The sequence below is a fragment of the Pseudoduganella sp. UC29_106 genome, assembly GCF_044055365.1.
GTDB lineage: Bacteria > Pseudomonadota > Gammaproteobacteria > Burkholderiales > Burkholderiaceae_D > Rugamonas.
Map to the genome: position 1 here is coordinate 2,236,404 of NZ_CP171977.1, position 15,468 is coordinate 2,251,871.

Here is a 15,468-nt window from a genome sequence, read left to right on the forward strand (position 1 = left end):
AGGGCGAGGCGAATCTTATGCCTGAGCTCACACGGCGGCCAATGCTGTATGCGCATCCGGTTATGCAAAAAATGCATAACCTGTCAAAACGCTATCGGTCGGATGCCGGCACGCGGCGCTTCTTGTCGGCCGGCTGCTGCCGCTCTTCGAGGAATTCCCACAGCTTGCCGACAATCGGCTTGCCTGGCCGCGCGGCGCTTGGGCGCTCGCGATAGAGGCGGATTTCCATCTCGATTTCCCACTCGCTGCGGCCGCCGCCGGCAGGCGCCAGCAGCTTCTGTTTGACTTCGCGCGTGACCGCGGATTCAGGCAGGAAGGCGATGCCGCGGCCTTCCAGCGCCATCATCTTCAAGCCTTCCGCCATATCGGTTTCGTAATGGTTTTCGAGGTGCAGCGCCTGCTTGGCGTCGGCCAGGATCAGATCGACCATGCGGCCAAGATAGGCGTTGTTGGTGTAGGAAAGGAAGGGGATCGGCGAGGATTTGCGTCCCGGGAGCGTGAACTCCGGCTGGCGCGCCTTGTCACAACGCGCATATGCGCGCAATGCTTCACGGCCCAGCACCAGCATGTCGTAGCGGCCCGGATCGAGCTGCACCGGCTGGCGCGGATGGTGATAGCACAGGAGAAGATCGCAGCCGCCATCAACCAGTTGAAGAACTGCGTCGTGCACGTTGAGCGCCATCAGGCGGCTGTTGATCGGCGCGAATTCCGTTTCGAGCTCGGTGATCCATTTCGGGATGAAGGTCAGTGACAGCGTGTGCGGCACGGCCAGGTCGATGCTGGTCTGGGTGGCCGCGCGCTTGCCGCGCAGGAGCTCGCGCACGCCATTGATCTGGCCCAGCATCTCCAGCGCCTGTTCGTAGAAGACCATGCCGGCCGGCGTCACGCGCGTCGGGTAGGAAGTGCGGTCGATCAGGTCCGTGCCGACCCAGTTTTCCAGCGACTGGATGCGCCGCGAGAACGCAGGCTGCGTCACGTGGCGCAGTTGCGCGGAGCGGCTGAAACTGTTCGTTTCAACGAGGGAGATGAAGTCTTCGAGCCATTTGGTTTCCATAGCCGTGATTCTACCGCGCGGCTTCGATGCGGCGCATGGACGTGAGCGTCCACGCGGCCGCCACGCAGGCCAGCAGGATCGCGCCGCCGCCGGCAAACAGTTGTTGCAACGTGACCTGGTTCAGCAGCCAGCCTGTCACCGCGGACGACAGCGGCGCAAGGCCGAACAGGATGAACATGAAGATGCTCATGGTGCGTCCTATCGCTTGCGGCGGCACGCGGCGCTGGATCCACGTGAACACGCCCACCTGTACGAAGCCGGTCAGCGCGCCGAGCAGCAGCAACAAGGCGGCGCCTTGCCAGGTAGCGGTGATGGCGCCCAGCGGGAAGAGTATCACTCCTGCGATCGCGTCGACCGTCAGCAGCAGGGTGCCGAAGCGGGGCAGGCGCAGCTTGCCGCCGGCGCTGGACGCGACCATGCCGAGCAGCGTGCCGCCGCCGTGGGCGGCCATCAAGATCCCCAGCGCGGCGGCGTCGTGCAGACGGTCTTTCGCCAGCACCGGCAGGGCCACCTGCATCACGCCGCCAACCAGCACCGAGACCAGGCCCCAGTAGGCGAAGCAGGTGCGCAACTCGACGTCACGCCAGACCATCAACAGCCCGTCGCCGACCGAGCGCAGCACCGCCCGCACCGCGCCCGCCTGCGCCGCCGCAGCCGCCGAAGCCGCCGGAGCGGTCGCGGGACTTGCGCTGGGCGATGCGACGGGCAGGGGCTGGACGCGGGACAGGGTCCAGGCGGAGACAATGAAGCTGAAGCAGTCGAACGCGAACGCCAGGCCGAGCGCGCGCTGGTCGCCGGCGAAGGCAAGCAGCAGGGCGGCCAGCAAGGGCCCGGCGAGGAAGGTCACCTGCCGCAAGCCCATCATCGCGCCATTCGCCGCCTGCAGCAGTTCGGCCGGAATCGCGCGCGGCATCATCGAAGTCCCCGATGGAATGCTGAAGGCCTGTGACAAGCCCAGGCCAAATGCGAGTGCATATAGCGCTGGCAGGGAGGCGTGTCCGGCCAGGGTGAGGGCCGCGAGCACGAACAGTAGCAGCGCGCTGGCCTGCTTGGTCAGCATCAACACCTGCTTGGGCGAGTAGCGATCCACGAGCGCGCCGCCGATCAGGATGAACACGGCGCGCGGTATGCCCATCAGGGCGAGCACGAGGCCGAGCGACAAGGGATCGCCGCTCAGCTTGAGCACCAGCCAGGGCAGGGCGACCATGGTGAACTGGTCGCCCAGCAGCGAAAGCACGCCGCCGGACATCAGCCAGCGGAAGTTGGCATTGGCCTTCAGCGCGGGAGTCATCGTCCAGGCCCGATCAGGTTGGCCAGCACGGCGCCCAGCGCGTCCAGCTGGTCCTGCGGCGCATGGCGCAGCAGCTCGCCGCAGGTTTCGCGCGCGGTAATGGTGGCGTTGTCCAGCAGTTCGTGACCGGCGGCCGTGATCACCGCGTAGCCGACGCGCGCGTCGCGTTCATCGGACTGGCGCACGACCCCAGCCGGTTTTCTCCAGTGGCAGCAAGGTGCGCGTGACGCCGGAAGCCGTCAGCCCCTGGCGGTCGGCCAGGTCCACGCGCCGCAAACGTCCGCCGGGCGCGCGCGCAAGATGCTGCAGCAGCATGAAATCGCTGAAACTGAGGCCGTGGTGGCCGCCGAGGACAGTGTCCAGCCGGCGCACGATGGCGGCATGGGCCCGCGACAGGCGCAGGCAGAATTCGAGAGCTTGTTCCATGACTAGTACTTGATGATTGCTTGAGTAATCAATGATATCGCAAATTCTTGCCGCGCGCCATAAAAACATGAAAAAGCCGGGCTTGCTATCATGGAGCCATGAATCAGCGTAGATCTTTTCTCAAGAGTTCGGTGGCGCTGGCTTCAGCATTGAGCCTGCCGTCACTCTCGCGGGCCGCCATCGCGGCGCCCCACGAACGCAGTCTGCGTTTCTACAACACGCACACGGGCGAAACCCTGCGCAGCATGTTCTGGGCGGAGGGGCAATTCATCCCCGAAGCGCTGCAGGACATCAACCGCGTCCTGCGCGACCACCGCAGCAACACCATCGCCAATATGGACCCCGAGCTGATGCTCCTGCTCGACAAGGTCAGTTCCCAGTTCAGCAACAATGAAGTGATCCACGTGATCAGCGGCTACCGCTCGCCGGAAACCAACCGCAAGCTGGCGGAAGCCAGCGGCGGCGTGGCAAAGCACAGCATGCACCTGGAAGGCAAGGCGATCGACATCCGCCTGCCGGGGCGCGACCTGGCCCAGCTGCACAAGGCAGCGATGGCGTTGAAAGGCGGTGGAGTGGGCTACTATCCGACGTCCCAGTTCGTCCATATGGACACGGGGCGCGTGCGTCACTGGTGACGGTTGAACATGGGGTAGGGATTGATGGGCGTGCCCAGCCACCAATGCTTTTCCGGACCGAGCTCGAACACAGCGAAATGTAGATGCGGCGTGCCCGGATCTGCATTTCCCGTCGTGCCCACATAGCCGATCAAATCGCCTTTCTTCAGGTGCTGGCCTTCCTGCAGCGAGTTCGCATAGTGGTCGAGATGCGCGTAGTAATAGGAAAAGCGCTCGGTCGGATCGAAGGTATAGACAGTCAGGCCGCCCGGTTTGCTGTTGAACAGCTTGACGACGGTGGCATCCGCGGCGGCCACCACGGGCGTGCCGCGCGGCGCCAGGATATCCAGCGCTTCGTGGCGCCGTTCGCTGCCGCGTGACTGGTTGAAGGTGTCGCTCAACTGCGAGACGGTTACGCCGGCTACCGGCACTTGCAGGCCTTCGATTGGCGAGGTGGCCGCGCTGCTGCCAATATTGCCGCCGCCTGATGCGCCGCTGGTTTGCGGCGACATGGCCCAGTTGGCAGCCGCCTGCCCTGGCGTGGCTGGCGGCGGCGTGCCGCGCGGCTGGTCCTCGTCGGAAGAGGGCTGGTTGCCTGGCGATGCCTGCGGCGCCGGTGTTGCCGGCGCCGGAACCGCCGGCGCCGTGAGCGGCGTTTCGGAGCTGTCGGAAGGCGGCAGCGGCATCTGGTTCAGGTAAAGGATCGTTCCACCGGCGCCTATCACGGCGCCCGATAACAGGATGCCCAGTGGTCGCATCGTTTCTCCTTATTCTTTGAGCACCACGGCGAAGCCCGGCGTGACCGCGTCCGCCACGAGCAGCGCATCCCAGTTGGTGAGCCGGATGCAGCCGTGCGATTGGGTCTTGCCAATATTGCCCGGTTCGGGCGTGCCATGGATGCCGTAGTGCTCCTTCGACAGGTCGATCCAGACCACGCCGACCGGGTTGTTCGGGCCGGGCGGAATGGTGGCCTTGCCTTCGTTGGGGCTCGCGTCCCAGAACAGTTTCGGGTTGTAGTGGAAGGGCGGATTACGCGCCACGCCGTTGACCTTCCAGTCGCCGATCGGCAGCGGATCGTGCTCGCTGCCTGTGCTGGCCGGCATTTGCGCGATCGTCTGCCCGCCGGCATCGACCAGGGACAGCGTATGCGCGCTGCGGCTGACCACCAGCTGCGCGGCCTTCGGCAGCATCTTGCCGCCGTTCACGTTAGGCACCATGATCTCTTCGCCGGCGTGGCTGAGGGCCTTGTTGCGATTGAGGCGTTTCAGCAGCATAGGGCTGGCGTGGAAGCGCTCGCCCAGCGCTTCTTCGACGCTGGAAAAAGTCAGTGCAGGCAGGCGGGCCTTGTCCGCCATCTCCTCGGGAACTGGCTGGAAGGGGCCAGTGATGTCCGCCTCGGTGATCGTGTACGGGATCAGCGCGGGCTGGCCGTCGTCCAGCGCGGCCAGGGTGGACTTGTCGGCCTGGCCCGTTGCGGGCAGGCCGTGGGCTTGCTGGAATCCCAGCAAGGCTTGCCGCATATTATTGCCGTAGACGCCGTCGATCTGCCCCACGGAAAAGTGGGCGCGATCGAGCAGCACCTGCGCGCGCAACACGGGCGGCACGTCGGTTTCAGCCTGCGCCCAGGCGCAAGCCAGCAGGAGGGGGATGATTGAGGTTTTCATGCCCGACAGTCTCGCGCGTTCGCGACAGCGCTTCTGTTCGGGAACGAACGAAGCCCGAATTCGGGGTCAGCTCTGTCATTCGGACAGTCAGCGCTACCATTTGAGCTGGATCAATACGCCAAATCGGGCAATTTCCCGTATTGAGCTGGATCAAAGAAACGGCTCGCATGTCCGAATGACAGAGCTGACCCCGAATTGGGGGCAAAAAAAAACGCCGACTGGGCCGGCGTTTTCTTATTTAGCGGTCACCCCATGGGCGGCGCGGGGCGTCGGTGCGCGGGCCCTTGTTGTAACCGCCTTCGCGGTTGCGGAAGGTGGATTCGCCGCGCTCGCGGAAGCTGCCTTCCTTGCGGAAGCCGCCTTCGCTGTGGTCAGCGCGGAAGCCGGGGGTGTCGTTGCGGTAGCCGCCGCCTTCCTTGCGGAATGGAGCGCTTTCGCTGCGGAATGGACGGCCTTCGTTGCCTTCACTGCGGAACGGGGCGCCTTCGCTGCGGTAGTGGCCGCCTTCGCTGCGTGGCTTGCTGAAGCTGCGCTGGTCCGGCTTGCGGCCCTGGCCTGGCTTCCAGCCCGGACGGGCGGCGCTGCGCGGTGCGGCTGCGCGTTTCGGTTCGAAACCTTCCACCACTTCCACAGGAATGGTTTGCTTGGTGAAGCGCTCGATGCGGCGCACGTGCATGTTCTCGGCGTGGTTCACCAGGGACACGGCCAGGCCATTGCGGCCAGCGCGGCCGGTACGGCCGATGCGGTGCACGTAGTCTTCCGGGAACTTCGGCAGGTCGTAGTTGAACACGTGGGTGATGTTCGGCACGTCGATGCCGCGCGCGGCGACGTCGGTGGCAACCAGCACCTTCACGTTACCGCGGCGCAGGCCGTCCAGCGTGCGGTTACGGGCGCCCTGGTGCATGTCGCCATGCAGTGCGGCGGCCGAGAACCGGCGATGTTCAGCCGGTCGGCGATGGTGTCGGCGTCGCGCTTGGTGGCGGTGAAGACTACGGCCTGGTCCAGCGACTCGTCGCGCAGCAGGTGGTCCAGCAGGCGGTTCTTGTGCGACAGGTCATCCACGAAGTGCACGCGCTGCGAGATGTTCTCGTGGCGCGAGGTGGTGCTTGCCACCTGAATAACCAGCGGATCTCTGGTGATGCGGCGGGCCATATTGCCCACTACGCCGTCCAGGGTCGCGGAGAACAGCATGGTCTGGCGCGATTCCGGAGTGGCGGCGACGATCTTTTCGATATCGTCGATGAAACCCATGTCCAGCATGCGGTCGGCTTCGTCCAGCACCAGGATCTGCAGCTGAGAGAAATCGATCTTGCCGGATTCCATGTGGTCGATCAGGCGGCCCGGGGTCGCAACCAGGATGTCCGGATTACGGGACAGCAGCTGCATCTGCTTCGGGTAAGGCATGCCGCCCAGGATGGACACGGCCTTGATGTTGCGCAGGTTGACGCTGTACTTCGAAGTGTTGGTGGTGACCTGCAGTGCCAGTTCGCGGGTCGGGGTCAGCACCAGCATCTTTGGCTGGGCCGGGCGGAAACGGGGGCGCTCGCCGCGCGCAAACGCAGCCTGCTTTTCTTGATTCGGGGTGCGGCCCTGCGACGACTGGCCCAGGGAAGCCAGACGGTGCAGGGAAGGCAGCATGAACGCTGCGGTCTTGCCGGAACCGGTCTGCGACGAAACCAGCAGGTCCTTGCCCTCAATGGCGGCTGGAACAGCCTGCTCCTGCACGGCGGTCGGCTTGGTGTAGCCGGCTTCGGTCAGGGCATTGAGGATGGACGGGTTCAGGCCAAGTGCTTCAAAAGTCATTGATATCTTTCGTAAAATGCGGAAATAGCTACGCCAACCAAAAACGAAACGACTCTAAATACTTAGAAATTTCGGCACAAAAGCTTTGCGCCGGGACGGTGTCAAAGTTCGACACGCAGGGCGGGGGGCTTTATGGACGTTCCCGGTTTTTCGGGATACGGCAGAGGTTTGCGAAGCTGCTGTTTTGTTTTTTTCTTTGCAGCTGCGGTATTGGTGCAGCGCACAAGGACAGGATTGTACAGGAGTTCCGGTTTTTATGCACCGGTTTCTTCATCCGGAGTGCCAGATGCGGCATTTTTGGCCTTGATGCCCCGGCGCGCCAGGGCTTCGCGCAGCAGGAATTCGATTTCCGCGTTGACGCTGCGCAAGTCCTGGGCGGCCAGGCGCTGCAGTTCTTCCCACAGTGCCGGGTCGATCCGCAGGGGGAAGGCTTTCTTGCCGGGGCTTGCCATTTAGTTATACAGGGTTCCGGTGTTGACGATGGGCTGGGTGTCCTTGTCCGAACACAGCACCACGAGCAGGTTGCTGACCATGGCCGCCTTGCGCTCGCCGTCCAGTTCGACGATTTCCCGCTCGGCCAGGCCTTTCAGCGCCGCTTCAACCATGCTGACCGCGCCGTGCACGATTTTCTGGCGGGCGCTGATGATCGCCTCGGCCTGCTGGCGGCGCAACATCACTTGCGCGATTTCGGGGGCGTAGGCGAGGTGGGTCAGCTTGGCGTCCAGCGTTTCCACGCCGGCGGCGCAGATGCGCTCCTGCAGTTCGGTTTTCAGGGCGTGCGCGACTTCGTCCATGCCGGCGCGCAGCGTGGTTTCGCCAGTGGCAAGGTCTTCGCCTTCGTCATAGGCGTACAGCGAGCCCAGATGGCGCAGGGCGGCCTCGGCCTGGATGGCGACATAGCGCTCGTAATCGTCCACATCGTAGATGGCCTGCGCCGTATCGCGCACGCGCCAGACGATGGCGGCGGAAATCTCGATCGGATTGCCGCGCTTGTCGTTCACCTTCAGCGTAGGGGCGTTCAGGTTCGCGCGCGCGCAGCGACAGGCGCTGCTTGATGTACAGGGGGAACGCCCAGCGCAGGCCTTCGCTGCGGTCGGTGCCAATGTACTGTCCGAACAAGGTCAGCAGTGCGCTCTCATTCGGACGCAGCATGTACAGGCCGGCAAACGCGAAGATGGCGGCGAGGCCGCTCAGGCCCGCCAGCACGGGCTGGAAACCGCGCAGCGCGAAGATGGCAAATAAGGCCAGCCCAAGACCGACAACCACTGCAAGATAGCCACTAAACGAGGAAAACGGTTTTTCGGTTCGGTTCATGACATTCCCATAAAGGTTAAATCAAAGTGATATCACTTTAGTGTCACTTTTGCTCGTTGTCAAGAAAATAAACCCACGGCAAAAACAAGTGTCAGCCACGATGTGGCTGACACTAGGGTTTGCTTTGGGTGTAAAAAGCCGCACTGACTGGGCGGCTTTTTTAGGAGGACGCTAAGGCTTAGGTGTAATCGCTGGCGTTCAGGCCCATCACGTGGCTGAAGCCGCCGTCGACGTACATAATGTCGCCGGTGATGCCGGAGGACAGGTCGGACAGCAGGAAGGCAGCAGTGTTGCCGACTTCTTCGATGGTCACGTTACGGCGCAGCGGGGCGTGGCTGGAGGCGAAGCCGAGCAGCTTGCTGAAGTCCTTGATGCCGGATGCGGCCAGGGTCTTGATCGGGCCGGCGGAAATGCCGTTGGAGCGGATGCCGTGCTGGCCCAGGTTTTCGGCCAGGTAGCGTACGGACGCTTCCAGCGATGCCTTGGCCAGGCCCATCGTGTTGTAGTAAGGGATGGCGCGCACTGCACCCAGGTAGGACAGGGTCAGCACCGAAGAACCCGGCTTGAGCAGCGGCAGCGCGGCTTTCACCATGGCCGGGAAGCTGTAGGCCGAGATATCGTGGGCCACGCGGAAGTTTTCGCGGGTCAGGCCGTCCAGGAATTCGCCGGCGATCGCTTCACGCGGGGCGAAGCCGATGGCGTGCACGAAGCCGTCCAGTTGCGACCATTCCTTGCCCAGGTCGGCGAACAGGTTGTCTGATCTGCTCATCGCTGGAGACGTCGCAATCGAACACCAGCTTGCTGCCGAATTCAGCGGCGAATTCGGTGATGCGGCCCTTGAAGCGTTCGCCAACGTAGGTGAAAGCCAGTTCGGCGCCTTCACGGTGGCAGGCCTGGGCGATGCCGTAGGCGATGGAACGGTTGGACAGGACGCCGGTGATGAGGATTTTTTTGCCTTGCAGGAAAGCCATGTTTACTCCAATTGGTGCTGCTTATGAATACGGCGGATCAATGATCCGCCCTACGCAGTGTCGGTTTGTTGATTGCCGTGTGGCCCGTATCGGACCGTAGGGCGGATCATCGATCCGCCGTCCGCAGCCGCAAAACAGAGATTGTATTGCCATGCCGCCACGACTGCAAGTTTGCCAAGTCGTGGCGTGGCGGGGTCAGTTGCTCTTGCGGTGGGATTTGCCGGCTTCGTCGCGCTTCACGCGCGCCTTGACCATGCTGACTGCCGGCTTGGCGTTGGTATTCGATTCGCTGGCTTGCTTGTAGCCGTTGCGCTTGGTGGAAGTGCGCTCGGTATCGAGGGCCAGGGTGGCGGTGTCGGCGATTTCCGACGGGATATCCTGGTTCAGGTTGGCGGAGGTCTTCGGCACCAGGATGGTGGAGCCGGCCTTCAGCACGCTGCGCTGGGGGATATTGTTTGCCATGCGGATCGCTTCCGGCGTGGTGCCGAACTTGCGCGCCAGGGAAGCGATGCTTTCGCGGGCGCTGCTGATTTTGTGCGTGGTCCAGCTCGACAGGGCGTGGCTCCAGGAAGCCAGGTTGGCGTAGAACTTTTCCACGTTCGCCTTCGGCAGCAGGATCTGGGTCTGCTCGCCGCCGGTGATGACCGGACGGTTGAACTGCGGGTTCAGCGCCTTGAACTCATCCACCGACATTTCGGCCAGCTTGGCGGCCACGGCCACGTCCATATCGCTGGTTTTCTCTACGGTAGCGAAGTAGGGCTGGTTATCGATCTGCGGCAGGTTCAGGCCGTATTGCGAAGGGTTGGCGACGATATTCTTCACAGCCTGCAGCTTCGGCACGTAGTTGCGGGTCTCGGCCGGCATCAGTTCCGCCAGGCTGTCGAAATCGGTGGGCTTGCCGGCGGCCTTGTTGCGCTGCACGGCCTTCTGCACATTGCCTTCGCCCCAGTTGTAGGCGGCCAGGGCCAGGTGCCAGTCGCCGAACATATCGTACAGGCGCTGCAGGTAGGACAGGGCGGCGTCGGTGGAAGCGATGACGGAGCGGCGATCATCCTTGAAGGCGCTCTGCTTCAGGTCATAGTCGCGGCCGGTGCCGGGCATGAACTGCCACAGGCCGGCGGCGGAAGCGCTGGACAGGGCGTTCGGGTTGAAGGCGGATTCGATGAAGGGTAGCAGGGCCAGCTCGGTCGGCATGCCGCGCTTTTCCAGCTCACTCACCACGTGGTAGAGGTAGAGCGAGGCGCGGGCCGAGGTACGGGCCATGTAGTCGGGACGGTCCGAATACCACTTGGCATGCTTGCCTACCAGGGTGTTGTTGACATCGGGAATAGCGTAGCCGGAACGGATACGGCCCCACACGTCCGTTTCGCGGAAGGCTTCTTCGCTCATTGCTTGCTTGGCGAAGGTCTTGGACGCGTCGGCCGGGCTGGCTTTCGCCATGGCGCTCAGGGGCAGGGCAACAGGCTCGCTTGCCTGGCTGATCACCGGGGCGGCACTCACGATCAGTGCGGCCAGCAGGGCAGTATTAATTCGTACTTGCATAGTTTTCCACTGTTGTCGACAAGAAACATCGGACGGACTATCCAAACCCGGAGTGTAAGGAGCATGCCCAGTTGAGTCAAGAAAAAATGTGCTATGTCACTGATTTTTATCGGCAATTTTATGAGTTTATACAGTGAAAGGGTATAATGGGCCCCAAGTTTTAATAATCAGGAATCATTAATGAGCAAGCCTACCGTTGATCACGACGCCATTATCGAAGCCACCCGCAACTGGGTGGACAGGGCCGTGATCGGCCTCAACCTGTGTCCCTTCGCCAAGGCCGTGTATGTGAAGGAGCAGATCCGCTACGTGGTGTCGGACGCGGAAACCCCGGAAGAGCTGCTGGAGCAGCTGATGGACGAGCTGCAATTTCTGTCTGATACGCCGGCGGAGAAGGTGGACACGACCTTGCTGATCCATCCGAACGTGCTGAACGACTTCGCGGACTATAACGAGTTTCTGGACGTGGCCGACGCCGCCGTCGAGGATATGGAGCTGGAAGGCGAAATCCAGGTCGCCAGCTTCCATCCGGATTATCAGTTTGCCGATACGGACAAGAATGACATCGGCAACTACACGAACCGTTCGCCGTATCCGACCCTGCACCTGCTGCGCGAGGAGAGTATCGACCGCGCCGTGGAAGCCTTCCCGGAGGCGGAAGCCATCTTCGAGAAGAATATCGAAACCATGGAAAAGCTCGGCCACGAAGGCTGGGACAAGCTGGGCTTGCAGGTGAAGTGATGGCTGAAGAGAAATTGCCTGAGCGCCCGGATACGCCTTGCGTGGCGGTGTGCTCGACTACTTTCGATGAAATCTGCCGCGGATGCGGGCGGACTTACATTGAAGTGGCACATTGGGTGTCCATGAGCGAGGACGCAAAAGAGAAAGTGTGGCAGCGCATCCTTTCGCAGGGTTACCCGCGCCGTAACAGCTGAAAACCCACCCCGACCCCTGGTGGCTGCCACGATGTGGCAGCCACCTGTTCCACCGCCGCGGGCCCGGTGGCTGCCACATCGTGGCTGCCACCAGCCTTTGCCTTGGGTTTTACCAGGACCCGATAAAATCCTTCTTCCCGATTTCCAGTCCATTGTGGCGCAGGATGTCGTACGCGGTTGTCGCATGGAAATAGAAATGCGGCAGCGCGTAATGCACCAGATACTCCTGGCCCACGAAGTGGCGCGTCTTCTCGCCCGAACCGGACGTTATAGCGCGGCCAGCGCTGTCCTCGATCGCCGCCTGCGGCAGTGAATCCAGGAACGCCAGCGTGCGCGTAATGCGCAGCTTCAGCTCGCCAAAAGTCTTTTCACTGTCCTCGTAGGACGGCACATCCTGGCCGGCCAGGCGGGCGCCGGCGCCCTTGGCGAAGTCGGCCGCGATCTGGATCTGGCGGGTGAAAGGCAGCATGTCCGGATAGAGACGGAATTGCAACAGTGCGTTGGGATCGATTTTCTTCTCTTCGACATGGGCTTCCGCCTTGTTCAGAATCGCCAGAAGGCTGTTCAGAATCTGGCGAAATACCGGAATGGATGCGGAATACATGGAAAAAGACATAAGATGCTCCTCTGTTCAAGAGCGCCGATCATAGCAAGAATGCTCGGAATAGGGTGACTACGCCCTTGAATTCCGTGCATAATTGCTGCTGGGGTATTTTTTCAACTCCACCGTCCTGCATGGCTAGCCACTTTTACCGAAAACTGCGAACCCGCCTCGGCGCCTTGTACGGACTTTCCATCTATGGCGCTTTGCTACTGGTGGTCTTCGGTGGGCTGGTCATACCAGCGATGATTGGCAGCTACCTCCTGATCGGCGTCCATGAGCAGCAATCGGCGCGCACGGCGCTGAACGAATCGCTGCAGCGCAACGCCGACATCCTCGCCCTCGGCATGCAGGAATCCCTGTGGAATATGAATGCCGAATCGGCCCATTCGCTGGTGGAGTCGGTCATGCGCGACCGTTCGGTGATCAAGGTCGAAGTGACCGGCCAGGCCGACACCCAGTTCATGCGCCTGGAAGCGCCCAAGAGGGCCATCGGCAATGTCTACCGCGCCGAGCGCGAGATCCTGGTGCGCGGCGAGAAATCGGACGCATCATGGTCGAGATGGACGATGCCAAGAGCCAGGCCGAGCTGCGCGACAAGCAGCTGTCCTATGTCTTTGTGCTGGCGGCCCAGCTGACGATCTCCCTGGTGCTGATCGTGCTGTTCCTGAATTCGCGCCTGCTGAAACCCCTGCGCAAGCTGATGCGCTTCTCCGACCGCCTGTCGCATGGCGATTTCGAAACCCGCATGGACTTGCGCGGCAGCGACGAATTGGGCCGCCTGGCCAGCCAGCTGGAACAGATGCGGGTGGCGATCAAGCACCTGTTCGAAGACATCGGCCAGCGCGAAGAGCGCTTCCGCACCATCGTGACCCAGGTGCCGGGCGCCGTGTTCCGCTTCCGTCCCGATGGCCCGATCGACTTCGTGTCGGACGCCATCGAGGACATCTCCGGCTATTCCGCTTCCCAGTTCATGCGCAGCACCACGCACGCCTGGGCCAACCTGATCTGCCCGGAAGACCGCAAACGCCAGCGCCGCACCGTGGTGGCAGCGATCGCGGACGGCAAACCTTACGAAATCGAATACCGCATCATCGACGCCACCGGCACCGAGCGCTGGGTGGCGGAAAACGGCCAGCCGCAAATGGGCGAGAACGGCCAGACGCCCTGGGTCGACGGCATCATCTCCGACATCAGCCAGCGCAAGCACAATGAAATGCGCATCGAAGGCTTGCTGGCCGAGCAGAGCGCGATCCTGGACAACGTGATGTTCGGCGTGATGTTCGTGCGCCACCGGACCATCGTTTCCGTCAACCGCCGCTGCGAAGAGGTGTTCGGCTACGAGCCGGGTCAGATGGTGGGCTGCTCGACGGCCATCGTGTTCCCGACCTCCTTCGACTTTGAAACGGCCGGCGCCCGCCAGTACCCGACGCTGGGTGCGGGCGAGTACTTCAGCGAAGAGCGCCACTACCGCCGCCGCGACGGCACGCTGTTCTGGTGCATGGTGTCCGGCTGTGCGATCGACCAGAACCGCCCCAACGACGGCTCGATCTGGGTCTACGCCGATATCACGTCGCGCAAGGAAGCGGAAGAGAAGCTGCGCCTCTCGGCCACGGTGCTGGAGCACATTGCCGATGGCGTGATGGTGATCGACGAAAAAGGCACGATCGTGGCCGTGAACCCGGCCTTCACCCAGATTACCGGCTACACCGAAGCGGAGGCCCTGGGCCAGGACCGCAACCTGACGCGCTCCGGCCGCCATGACGAAAACTTCTACCAGGAGCTGTGGAAGGAACTGGTCAACACCGGCTACTGGCGCGGCGAGATCTGGTGCCTGCGCAAGAACGGCGAGCAATACCTTGAGTGGCTGACCTTGACCGCCGTGCGCGACACGCGCGGCATCACCACGCACTACGTGGGCGTGTTCAGCGACATCACCCTGGTCAAGGAATCGCAGGAAAAGCTGGACCACCTGGCCCACCACGATCCGCTGACCCAGCTGCCGAACCGCCTGCTGTTCCACGACCGCCTGCAGCACGCCATCCAGCGCACTACGCGCGACAATGAGCAGCTGGCGCTGCTCTTCATTGACCTGGACCGCTTCAAGAACGTCAACGACACGCTGGGCCACCATGTCGGCGACGAGCTGCTGAAACAGGTGGCGCAGGCGCTGTCCGACAAGCTGCGCGAAGGCGATACGCTGGCGCGCCTGGGCGGTGACGAATTCATCGTGCTGCTGGAGAATGTGGATGGCCAGTACGGCGCCAGCCTGGTCGCCGAAAAGCTGGTCGGCATGTTCGAGCAGCCTTTCATGGTGGCCGGTCACGAACTGTTCGTGACTTGCTCGGTGGGGATCTCGCTGTTCCCGGCCGATGCCTCCGACCTGAATATGCTGATCCGCAATGCGGACGTGGCCATGTACCAGGCCAAGGCGCGTGGCCGCAACGGCTACCGCTTCTACGCACCGTCGATGACGGGGGAGGGCGTGGAGCGCCTGCGCCTGGAAACCTTCCTGCGCCGCTCGATCGAAAAGGAAGAAGTCTTCCTGAACTACCAGCCGCAGGTCGAAATCGACACCGGTCGCCTGATCGGCGTGGAAGCACTGGTGCGCTGGAATCATCCGGAACTGGGCCTGGTGCCGCCGATCCGCTTCATCCCGCTGGCCGAGGACACAGGCTTCATCAACCAGCTGGGCAAGTGGGTCTTGTACGAAGCCTGCCGCCAGATGGTGCGCTGGCAGGAGGGCGGCCTGGTGGTGCCGAAGATCGCCGTCAACCTCTCGGCCAAGCAGTTCGAGCGCGGCTCGATGGTGGCCATGGTGCGCGACATCCTGGCCGAAACGGGACTGGAGCCGCACCGCCTGCAACTGGAAGTGACCGAGTCCCTGATCATGAACACGGGCGACGCGCTGGCCTTCATCAACGACCTGCACGCGGTAGGCGTCTCCCTGGCGATCGATGATTTCGGAACGGGTTATTCTTCGCTTGCCTACCTGAAGCAGATGCCGGTGCAGACGTTGAAGATCGACCGTTCTTTCATCAAGGATATTTCGACGGACGTCAACGACGAAGCGATCGCCATCGCGATCATCCAGCTGGGCAAGAGCATGAACCTGTCCGTGATTGCGGAAGGCGTGGAGACCGATGAACAGGCGGCCTTCCTGCTGCGCCACGGCTGCAACCAGGCGCAGGGCTATTTCTACAGCCGCCCGGTGATGCCGGAGGATTTGCTGCAGCGCTGGTTGCCATAAGGG

General features: G+C 62.6%; 16 protein-coding genes and 2 pseudogenes. 6 read left to right on the forward strand and 12 right to left on the reverse strand.

The window, feature by feature from the left end; all coding sequences use genetic code 11:
- Positions 1-91: 91 nt before the first annotated feature.
- The 4 genes from ACHMW6_RS11595 to ACHMW6_RS11610 are packed head-to-tail and all read right to left on the reverse strand — an operon-like array spanning position 92 to position 2,771.
- Positions 92-1,054, reverse strand: a complete 963-nt coding sequence (locus ACHMW6_RS11595; RefSeq protein ID WP_395407247.1) for a LysR family transcriptional regulator — start codon at positions 1,052-1,054, stop codon at positions 92-94.
- A 10-nt stretch (positions 1,055-1,064) separates the two neighbouring features.
- Positions 1,065-2,345 (reverse strand): MFS transporter, encoded by a 1,281-nt coding sequence (locus tag ACHMW6_RS11600; protein ID WP_395407249.1) that lies wholly within the window; start codon positions 2,343-2,345, stop codon positions 1,065-1,067.
- The gene (locus tag ACHMW6_RS11605) at positions 2,342-2,530 is read right to left on the reverse strand and encodes a hypothetical protein (protein ID WP_395407250.1); all 189 of its coding nucleotides are present in this window, start codon (positions 2,528-2,530) and stop codon (positions 2,342-2,344) included. Before ACHMW6_RS11605 ends, ACHMW6_RS11600 begins: the two co-directional genes overlap by 4 nt.
- A complete protein-coding gene (locus ACHMW6_RS11610; protein ID WP_395407251.1) occupies positions 2,514-2,771 on the reverse strand; it encodes a MarR family transcriptional regulator in 258 nt (85 codons plus the stop codon). The genes ACHMW6_RS11605 and ACHMW6_RS11610 overlap by 17 nt, the downstream gene beginning before the upstream one ends.
- Positions 2,772-2,869: 98 nt before the next feature.
- Here ACHMW6_RS11610 and ACHMW6_RS11615 point away from each other — a divergent pair, with 98 nt between their 5' ends.
- Positions 2,870-3,406, forward strand: a complete 537-nt coding sequence (locus ACHMW6_RS11615) for a DUF882 domain-containing protein (protein WP_395407253.1) — start codon at positions 2,870-2,872, stop codon at positions 3,404-3,406.
- Here the strand turns inward: ACHMW6_RS11615 and ACHMW6_RS11620 are convergent.
- From ACHMW6_RS11620 to ACHMW6_RS11640, 5 genes and pseudogenes are all read right to left on the reverse strand, one after another.
- Positions 3,397-4,143, reverse strand: a complete 747-nt coding sequence (locus ACHMW6_RS11620) for a M23 family metallopeptidase (RefSeq protein WP_395407255.1) — start codon at positions 4,141-4,143, stop codon at positions 3,397-3,399. The two genes, ACHMW6_RS11615 and ACHMW6_RS11620, sit on opposite strands and share 10 nt — an antisense overlap.
- A 9-nt stretch (positions 4,144-4,152) precedes the next feature.
- Entirely contained in the window at positions 4,153-5,049 is an 897-nt protein-coding gene (locus tag ACHMW6_RS11625) for a L,D-transpeptidase family protein (RefSeq protein WP_395407256.1), read from the reverse strand.
- Positions 5,050-5,287: 238 nt separating this feature from the next.
- Positions 5,288-6,852, reverse strand: a pseudogene (locus ACHMW6_RS11630) (DEAD/DEAH box helicase).
- A gap of 254 nt (positions 6,853-7,106) precedes the next feature.
- Positions 7,107-7,304 carry a hypothetical protein gene (locus ACHMW6_RS11635; protein WP_395407257.1) on the reverse strand — a complete coding sequence of 66 codons (198 nt, stop codon included), beginning with the start codon at positions 7,302-7,304 and terminating at the stop codon, positions 7,107-7,109.
- Entirely contained in the window at positions 7,305-7,853 is a 549-nt protein-coding gene (locus ACHMW6_RS11640) for an SPFH domain-containing protein (RefSeq protein ID WP_395407258.1), read from the reverse strand. It lies immediately after the preceding gene.
- On the opposite strand from ACHMW6_RS11640, the gene ACHMW6_RS11645 reads away from it, so the two are divergent.
- A complete protein-coding gene (locus tag ACHMW6_RS11645; RefSeq protein ID WP_395407259.1) occupies positions 7,843-8,094 on the forward strand; it encodes a hypothetical protein in 252 nt (83 codons plus the stop codon). The two genes, ACHMW6_RS11640 and ACHMW6_RS11645, sit on opposite strands and share 11 nt — an antisense overlap.
- 250 nt (positions 8,095-8,344) lie before the next feature.
- On the opposite strand, the pseudogene fabI reads toward ACHMW6_RS11645, so the two are convergent.
- Positions 8,345-9,137: pseudogene (gene fabI, locus ACHMW6_RS11650) on the reverse strand (enoyl-ACP reductase FabI).
- Positions 9,138-9,332: 195 nt separating this feature from the next.
- Positions 9,333-10,679 (reverse strand): transglycosylase SLT domain-containing protein, encoded by a 1,347-nt coding sequence (locus tag ACHMW6_RS11655; RefSeq protein WP_395407261.1) that lies wholly within the window; start codon positions 10,677-10,679, stop codon positions 9,333-9,335.
- Positions 10,680-10,859: 180 nt separating this feature from the next.
- Between ACHMW6_RS11655 and ACHMW6_RS11660 the strand changes: the two genes are divergently transcribed.
- Both ACHMW6_RS11660 and ACHMW6_RS11665 read left to right on the forward strand, forming a co-directional pair.
- Positions 10,860-11,420 carry a DUF1415 domain-containing protein gene (locus ACHMW6_RS11660; RefSeq protein WP_395407262.1) on the forward strand — a complete coding sequence of 187 codons (561 nt, stop codon included), beginning with the start codon at positions 10,860-10,862 and terminating at the stop codon, positions 11,418-11,420.
- Positions 11,420-11,614, forward strand: a complete 195-nt coding sequence (locus tag ACHMW6_RS11665) for a DUF1289 domain-containing protein (protein ID WP_395407264.1) — start codon at positions 11,420-11,422, stop codon at positions 11,612-11,614. The genes ACHMW6_RS11660 and ACHMW6_RS11665 overlap by 1 nt, the downstream gene beginning before the upstream one ends.
- 109 nt (positions 11,615-11,723) lie before the next feature.
- On the opposite strand, the gene ACHMW6_RS11670 is transcribed toward ACHMW6_RS11665, so the two are convergent.
- Positions 11,724-12,230, reverse strand: coding sequence for a DUF1993 family protein (locus ACHMW6_RS11670; protein ID WP_395407265.1), 507 nt, complete (start codon positions 12,228-12,230; stop codon positions 11,724-11,726).
- A 119-nt stretch (positions 12,231-12,349) separates the two neighbouring features.
- On the opposite strand from ACHMW6_RS11670, the gene ACHMW6_RS11675 reads away from it, so the two are divergent.
- A complete protein-coding gene (locus tag ACHMW6_RS11675; protein ID WP_395407267.1) occupies positions 12,350-12,853 on the forward strand; it encodes a hypothetical protein in 504 nt (167 codons plus the stop codon).
- Complete coding sequence (locus ACHMW6_RS11680; protein ID WP_395407268.1) at positions 12,769-15,465, forward strand: EAL domain-containing protein; 2,697 nt, start codon at positions 12,769-12,771, stop codon at positions 15,463-15,465. The genes ACHMW6_RS11675 and ACHMW6_RS11680 overlap by 85 nt, the downstream gene beginning before the upstream one ends.
- Positions 15,466-15,468 lie beyond the last annotated feature (3 nt).

What these genes read in the sequence shown, in the direction of transcription:
- ACHMW6_RS11595 (WP_395407247.1), bottom strand. Translation starts at nt 1,054, where the DNA reads ATGGAAACCAAATGGCTCGAAGACTTCATCTCCCTCGTTGAAACGAAC.
- ACHMW6_RS11600 (WP_395407249.1), bottom strand. Translation starts at nt 2,345, where the DNA reads ATGACTCCCGCGCTGAAGGCCAATGCCAACTTCCGCTGGCTGATGTCC.
- ACHMW6_RS11610 (WP_395407251.1), bottom strand. Translation starts at nt 2,771, where the DNA reads ATGGAACAAGCTCTCGAATTCTGCCTGCGCCTGTCGCGGGCCCATGCC.
- ACHMW6_RS11615 (WP_395407253.1), top strand. Translation starts at nt 2,870, where the DNA reads ATGAATCAGCGTAGATCTTTTCTCAAGAGTTCGGTGGCGCTGGCTTCA.
- ACHMW6_RS11620 (WP_395407255.1), bottom strand. Translation starts at nt 4,143, where the DNA reads ATGCGACCACTGGGCATCCTGTTATCGGGCGCCGTGATAGGCGCCGGT.
- ACHMW6_RS11625 (WP_395407256.1), bottom strand. Translation starts at nt 5,049, where the DNA reads ATGAAAACCTCAATCATCCCCCTCCTGCTGGCTTGCGCCTGGGCGCAG.
- ACHMW6_RS11635 (WP_395407257.1), bottom strand. Translation starts at nt 7,304, where the DNA reads ATGGCAAGCCCCGGCAAGAAAGCCTTCCCCCTGCGGATCGACCCGGCA.
- ACHMW6_RS11655 (WP_395407261.1), bottom strand. Translation starts at nt 10,679, where the DNA reads ATGCAAGTACGAATTAATACTGCCCTGCTGGCCGCACTGATCGTGAGT.
- ACHMW6_RS11660 (WP_395407262.1), top strand. Translation starts at nt 10,860, where the DNA reads ATGAGCAAGCCTACCGTTGATCACGACGCCATTATCGAAGCCACCCGC.
- ACHMW6_RS11665 (WP_395407264.1), top strand. Translation starts at nt 11,420, where the DNA reads ATGGCTGAAGAGAAATTGCCTGAGCGCCCGGATACGCCTTGCGTGGCG.
- ACHMW6_RS11670 (WP_395407265.1), bottom strand. Translation starts at nt 12,230, where the DNA reads ATGTCTTTTTCCATGTATTCCGCATCCATTCCGGTATTTCGCCAGATT.
- ACHMW6_RS11675 (WP_395407267.1), top strand. Translation starts at nt 12,350, where the DNA reads ATGGCTAGCCACTTTTACCGAAAACTGCGAACCCGCCTCGGCGCCTTG.
- ACHMW6_RS11680 (WP_395407268.1), top strand. Translation starts at nt 12,769, where the DNA reads ATGGTCGAGATGGACGATGCCAAGAGCCAGGCCGAGCTGCGCGACAAG.